This is a genomic window from Dehalococcoidia bacterium (genome assembly GCA_035574915.1).
GTDB lineage: Bacteria > Chloroflexota > Dehalococcoidia > DSTF01 > WHTK01 > DATLYJ01.
In genome coordinates this window covers 1-6368 of record DATLYJ010000041.1, presented here as the reverse complement: position 1 = coordinate 6368, position 6368 = coordinate 1, and the positions used below count along the sequence as shown (strand labels likewise).

The 6368-nt window shown below is 69.6% G+C and carries 5 protein-coding genes; 3 read left to right on the top strand and 2 right to left on the bottom strand.

Annotated elements, in window-relative coordinates; all coding sequences use genetic code 11:
• Nucleotides 1-334 precede the first annotated feature (334 nt).
• Nucleotides 335-1783: an HD-GYP domain-containing protein gene (locus VNN10_03520; protein HXH21075.1), complete on the bottom strand. Its 1449-nt coding sequence runs from the start codon at nucleotides 1781-1783 to the stop codon at nucleotides 335-337.
• Between the two features lie 122 nt (nucleotides 1784-1905).
• Between VNN10_03520 and VNN10_03515 the strand changes: the two genes are divergently transcribed.
• Both VNN10_03515 and VNN10_03510 read left to right on the top strand, forming a co-directional pair.
• A complete protein-coding gene (locus VNN10_03515) occupies nucleotides 1906-3114 on the top strand; it encodes a CoA transferase (protein HXH21074.1) in 1209 nt (402 codons plus the stop codon).
• Between the two features lie 202 nt (nucleotides 3115-3316).
• Entirely contained in the window at nucleotides 3317-3730 is a 414-nt protein-coding gene (locus VNN10_03510; protein ID HXH21073.1) for a DCC1-like thiol-disulfide oxidoreductase family protein, read from the top strand.
• Here VNN10_03510 and VNN10_03505 read toward each other — a convergent pair.
• Nucleotides 3727-4746 carry a PHP domain-containing protein gene (locus VNN10_03505; protein ID HXH21072.1) on the bottom strand — a complete coding sequence of 340 codons (1020 nt, stop codon included), beginning with the start codon at nucleotides 4744-4746 and terminating at the stop codon, nucleotides 3727-3729. The genes VNN10_03510 and VNN10_03505 overlap by 4 nt on opposite strands.
• A gap of 635 nt (nucleotides 4747-5381) precedes the next feature.
• Between VNN10_03505 and ligD the strand changes: the two genes are divergently transcribed.
• A partial coding sequence (ligD, locus tag VNN10_03500; GenBank protein ID HXH21071.1) for a non-homologous end-joining DNA ligase occupies nucleotides 5382-6368 on the top strand: 987 nt, incomplete at its 3' end.

The following is a 6368-nucleotide window of genomic DNA, read 5'->3' as shown; positions in this document are numbered from 1 at the left end:
CTTCGGCCGCGTGCCAAGCTAACATCGCCCCGATCAGTCGTGTCGGGCATCGGTCAAGTTTGAGGCAGTCCGGGCCTCAGTTGAAGGCAACGGGCATTGCAGGAACATATACTCGATGCCCCTGCATGTGTAGATACGGTGTTAAGGTTGCTCCGGGGGCGGTCACAGACTGCGCGCGCGCCCAGAACTTATGCCGCCCAGGCCGCCCTGACGGCGCGACCCGCATCATCCGCTAAGCGCTGAACTGCTGAAGCGCTGAAATGCTGAAACGCTGAAATGCTGAAATGCTGAAATGCTGAAGTGCTGAAGTGCTGAAACGCGCCGGCCCGCGGCCTCAGGCCGCGCTCGCGTCCAGAGACAGGCGGGGCCTGGGCGGCACGCCCGGCTCCTCGCCTGCGGCGCGGCGGCTCATCGCCGTCAGGAAAGCCTGCACGCAGCCCGGGTCGAAGTGCGTGCCGCTGCAGCGGCGGAGCTCCGCCACCGCCGCCTCGTGGTCGACGGCCGGCTGATACACCCGGCCGGAAGTCATCGCGTCGTACGCGTCCACAACCGAGACGATGCGTGACAGCAGCGGGATAGCCTCGCCGCTGAGGCCGTCCGGATAGCCGCTGCCGTCGAACTTCTCGTGGTGATACCGGATCGCCGCCGCCACCGGCCTCAACGCCTTCACTTTGAGCGCGATCTCGTAGCCGCGCTGGACGTGCTCCTTTATGACCTCGAACTCCTCCGGGGTCAGCTTGCCCGGCTTCATCAGTATCCGGTCGGGCGTCCCGATCTTCCCAACGTCGTGCATCTGCGCCGCCAGCGCCAGCTTGCGCTGTTCCAGCGGCGAAAGCTTCAGTTCCTGCCCCGTGAGGAGGGCGTAAGCCGCGACCCGCCGCACGTGCCCGAGCGTGTAGAGGTCCTTGAGCTCGATCGCGTCGACCAGGTCCGCGAGCGGTTGCGAGTAGCCGCGGTTCAGCTGGCCGAGCGCGTCCCGCATCGTGAGGCCGTCAGCGAAGACGCTCAGCGAGCCCGCGCGCCAGGCCTCGATCGCCCATCCCGCGAACAGCACCACGAAGGCCAGGCCGTAGAGGACGTGGTATTCCCACCAGCTCAGGTACCACAGCCGGCCCCAGGTCAGCGACATCTGCACTTCGATGAGCAGCACCAGGGCCACGACCATCGCCCACTGCGAGGGCAGCCGGGCGAAGAGGAACGACTGGAAGTAGCGATAGGCCGAAAACGCCAGCAAGGTCATGCTCACAGCCGTGAAGGCGAGCTGCAGGCGCCGGTCGTCCGCGGGGACGAAGGCCAGCCAGTCCGGCGAGACGAATGCCATGATGATGTAGCCCGCCAACGCCAGGGCCACGATGGCGAAGACGTAGGAGCCGTTGCGCCTCAGCCAGTCGTCGGCGTGCGGGGGGAGCGTCACGGCGCTACAGGCGACGAAGGACGCCCCGGCGAGCACGCTCAGCCAGGCGCTCACCCGCAGCTCCGCGTGCAGGGCGTGGTGGATGTGTCCAGGCGTCGTGAGCCCGTGCACCGCGAAGATCCCGGCGATCGACATGAAGGCCAGGCCCAGGAAGAGCGTCCTCGTCTCGCGCAGGCTGCGGGCGCGGGCCAGGAAGAGTGCGCAGGCGACCGTCGCCGCCACCGCCGTCCCGGACACGACCCAGAAGTGGAACGTGGTGTCCATGAAGCGGCTGTCCCACTGCGGCCTGGCAAGCAGCAGCAGGAAGGCCGCCACCGGCGAGGCCAGCAGCGCTCCCCAGAACGTCCAGAAGCGCCATGTCAGGTGCAACGGCCCACCTCGACTATTTCTTCTGGCATTGTCGGCAGTCCGTCGCCGGCCAATATTGGGGGAACGCCTCAGGGGAAGCCCCTATAATTCGAGCGCCGAAACTGCACCCGAGGAGGGAGCGCATGCCCGGTCCGATGGAGGGCGTGAAGGTCGTAGAGATGGGGTTCTGGGTCGCCGGCCCCTCCGCCGCGGCGATCCTTGCCGACTGGGGCGCCTCCGTAATAAAGATCGAGCCGCCGGAGGGCGACCCCTTCCGCGGCCTGGGGAGGGCGTTCGGGCCCGGCAGCGTCAATCCGCCCTTCGAGCTCGACAACCGCGGCAAGCGCAGCGTTGCCCTCGACCTTTCCAGGCCAGAAGCGGCCGAGATCGCCCGCCGCCTCGTGGCCGAAGCAGACGTCTTCATAACGAACGTGCGCCCGGGGTCGATCTCCCGCCTCGGGCTCGACTACGACAACGTCCGCAAGGCCAACCCGCGCATCGTCTACTGCCAGGTGACCGGCTACGGCCCCGACACCCCAGACGCCGACCGCGCCGCCTACGACGTCGGCGCCTTCTGGGCGCGCGCCGGCGTCGCCCGGTCCCTCGTCCCGGCCTCGGCTCCCGACGAGCCCCCGCCCCAACAGCGCGGCGGAATGGGGGACCACATGACCGGCCTCGGCGCCGCCGCCGCCGTCTCCGCCGCCCTCTTCCACCGCGAGCGGTCCGGCGAAGGCCAGCGCGTGGCCGTCTCTCTCACGCGCATCGGGGCCTACATGATGGGCTGGGACTACAACACCGTCCTCCGCGCCGGCATGCCCATCACTCCGTACGACCGCTACCATGCGCCCAACCCGATCATCAACTGCTTCCGCGCCGCGGACGGCCGCTGGTTCTGGCTCCTCCTTCTCCAGGGCGACCGCCACTGGCCCGACCTCGTCCGCGCCCTCGGGCGGGACGACCTCGCGAACGACGAACGTTTCGGCAGCATCATGGCCCGCGCCATCAACTCCGAGGCGCTCGTGAGAGAGCTCGACCGCGAGTTCGCGAAGAAGCCTCTCGCCGAATGGGGCGCGGCCTTCGACCGCGAAGACGTCTGGTGGGCGCCTGTCCAGACCATCGCCGAAGCCCTCGATGACCCGGCCGTCCGCGCCAACGGCGTCGTGGTCCGCGTCCCCGGCGGTGATGGCGGCCAGGTCGAAATGGTCGCCACGCCCGTCGACTTCTACGGCACGCCCTGGTCATCCCAGGGCCCCGTCCCAGAGCTCGGCCAGCACACCGAGGAAGTCCTCCTCGAGCTCGGCTACGACTGGGAACGAATCGCCGCCCTCAAGGAACGCGGCGTCATCCCCTGACCGTCCCCCCTCCACGCCGCCACCCCCCGGACAATCGTAGGGGCGCAGCACTGCTGCGCCGGCCACCTCCCTCACACCTCGTACGGGCGCAGCACCGCTGCGCCCGCCCCCGCTGCGCCTCGCGCCCCACCCGCTCCCGACGCGCGCGGCGTCGCGGGCCCGGCGGCTGCCCTGATCCGCTACGCTGGCGGTGTCACCGCCGATGACCTCGTCTCGACCCCCGCGACGCGCCGTCATCATCTACGACGCCTCGTGCGCCCTCTGCAGCCGCTCGGCGAACTTCGTCGCGGCGCGTGACCGGGTCGGGCGCTTCCGGTACGGCGGCGTTGCGTCCATCCGCGCCCGAGAGCTGCTTGCAGAGCATGGCATCGACCCGGTAGCGCTCGATGCCGTCGCGCTGGTCGACGCTGAGGGCGCCTACACCGGTTCGACGGCGGCGCTGCGGGTGCTGTCGGCCCTGCCCCTGCCGTGGCGCTTGCTCGGCGTCCTGAGGTTCGTGCCTGTCCCGATCCGCGAGCCCCTCTACCGCTTCGTCGCGCGCAACCGGCACCGATTCACTGCCGGGCGGGCTTGCCCTGCGCCGCACCCGAGGTTATTGGAGCGCCTGATTTCCTAGCGAGCGTGGGAGCGCGCCCAGGCCACAAGGTCATCGGCCGGCATCGTGTTTACGATCCGCTCGGCCCCGATCCCGGCGGTAGCCGCCTTCTCCGCGCCGTAGCGGAGCCACGCCATCTGTCCCGGCGCGTGCGCGTCGCTGTCGATGGCGAAGCGGCAACCCAGGTCAGCCGCCAGCCGCAAGAGGTTGTCAGGCGGGTCCAGCCGTTCCGGCCGCGAGTTGATCTCGACCGCCTTGTCGAGCAGGGCGCAGGCTTCGAACACCGCCGGCGCGTCGAACGCCGACTCCGGCCGTCCGCGGCCGACGATGAGGCGGCCCGTGCAGTGCCCCAGTATGTCCGTGTGAGGGTTCGCGATCGCCCGCAGCATGCGCGGCGTCATCTCCGCGCTCGGCGCCCGCAGCTTGCTGTGCACGCTCGCCACGACCACGTCGACGCGCGCCAGCAGGTCTTCGTCCTGGTCCAGGGACCCGTCCTCGTTGATGTCGACCTCGATGCCGGTGAGGATACGGAAGGGCGCCAGGCGCCTGTTCAGGTCGGCGACGACGTCGAGCTGCTGCAACAGCCTCTCTCGGCTGAGCCCGTTCGCCACCTTGAGACGCGGCGAATGGTCGCTCAGCACGATGTACTCATGGCCTAGCTCGATCGCCGTCGCCGCTATCTCCGGGATCGGGCAGGCGCCGTCCGACCAGTCGGAGTGGACGTGGCAGTCGCCGCGCAGCGCCGTGAGGATCGCCTGGACCGCCGCCTCCTCCCTGCGCGGCTCCTCGGCCTCCAGGAGGCGCTGCAGATACGCGGGCACCTCGCCCGCAAGCGCCTCCAGCACCACCCGTTCCGTGGACTCGCCGATGCCGGGCAGCTCGCGCAGCCGGCCATCACGGGCCATCGCTTCCACCAGGTCTGCCGGCAGCGCCTCGAGGGTCGCAGCGGCCCGGCGGAACGCCTGCACCCGGTATGAGGGCTCCGCTTTGCGTTCGAGGAGGAAGGCGATTCGCCGCAGGGCCTCGGTCGGCGTCACGCCCAAGAGCATACGCCGCCGCGGCCATCACTTCCGGGCCGGGGCCGCGCGCTGGCCGGCGGAGGAGTCCGCGGGCGCCCGTAACGCGTCCTTTACCTTCTTGCGGAGGCCGCTTACTCCGCCGTCGCCCGCCTGGCGCTAGGTTGAGCTATACCAGCGGTGAGGCGCCCGGACGGACGTCTCACCGCTAACGGTGTCAGGGAGGGCGCGATGTCTCAGCGGCAAAACGACACAGCGCGGCGCAGAGACCTGGAAGGCGAGAGACTCCTGCGCAACGCCGCGCCCGAGGAGTATGCAGACGCCCTACAGGGCCTCGACTACCCCGCGTCCAAGCCCGCAATCTGCCGCCGCGCCATGGACAACGGCGGCGTGGACCGCGAGGTGCCGCACGTCCTCGCCCAGATCGAGGACCGCAGCTATGATTCCCTCGCGGACATCATGGCCGCAGTCGAGCGCGTCTACGAGGCCGGCGGCAGCCTCCCTATGGCAAGCCCGCGGCGCCCCCGTAGGGCACGCCCGGCCTCCGCATCACCCCGCGCCTGCGTTCGCCGAAAGCGCGGCGTCAGGTGTGAGGTACACGGTCGTCCGGGCGCGAGGAGGCGCGGCCCCCAGTTCGTTCGTCGTAAAGTAGGCGCATGCCCGCGAAGTCGCTGGTCCTCGAGCTCAACGGCCACGAGGTCTCGATCACCAACCCGGACAAGGTCTTCTTCCCCGAGCGCGGGTATACCAAGCTCGACCTCGTGAACTACTACCTGTCGGTCGCCGAGGGCGCCCTCCGCGGCGTCTACCGCCGGCCCATGGTCCTCAAGCGCTTTGTCAACGGCGCCGATAAGGAGCCCTTCTTCCAGAAGCGCGCGCCCGCCAACCTGCCCGACTGGATGTACACGGCCCTGATCACCTTCCCCAGCGGCCGCAGCGCCGACCTCGTGGTCTGCGAGGAGGCCTCCGACCTGGCATGGGTCATAAACACGGGCTGCATCGACCTCAACCCCTGGCCGGTGCGCGTCGACGACGTCGACCACCCGGACGAACTGCGCATCGACCTCGACCCGACGCCCGAGGCCACGTGGGCCCTGGTGCGAGAGGTGGCCCTGGGGGTCAACGAGGTGCTTGCGGACTTCGGCTACCGCGGCTTCCCGAAGACCTCCGGGTCGCGTGGCATCCACGTCAACGTCCGCATCGAGCCGAAGTGGGAGTTCACGGAGGTTCGCCGGGCGGCCCTTGCCCTGGCCCGCGAGGTCGAGCGCCGCCTGCCGGAGATCGCGACGACGAAGTGGTGGAAAGAAGAACGCCACGGCGTCTTCATCGATTACAACCAGAACGCCCGCGACCGGACAGTGGCTTCCGCGTACTCCGTGCGCCCCACGCCGGACGCGCGCGTCTCCTGTCCGCTCGAGTGGCCAGAGGTCCCGGACTGCCGCATGGAGGACTACACCATCGAGACTGTGCCACGGCGCTTCAAAGAGGTAGGAGACCCCAGCGAGGCGATCGACGAAAGGCACTACTCGCTCGACCCGCTGCTCGAGCTTGCGGAGAAGCAAAAGCGCGAGGGCCAGGGCGAGGCGCCCTACCCGCCCCACTTCCCCAAGGCCGAAGGCGAGCCCCGGCGCGTCCAGCCCAGC

Bases quoted from the DNA above. Each gene is read 5' to 3' on its own strand.
- VNN10_03515 (HXH21074.1), top strand. From the start codon at position 1,906: ATGCCCGGTCCGATGGAGGGCGTGAAGGTCGTAGAGATGGGGTTCTGG.
- VNN10_03510 (HXH21073.1), top strand. From the start codon at position 3,317: ATGACCTCGTCTCGACCCCCGCGACGCGCCGTCATCATCTACGACGCC.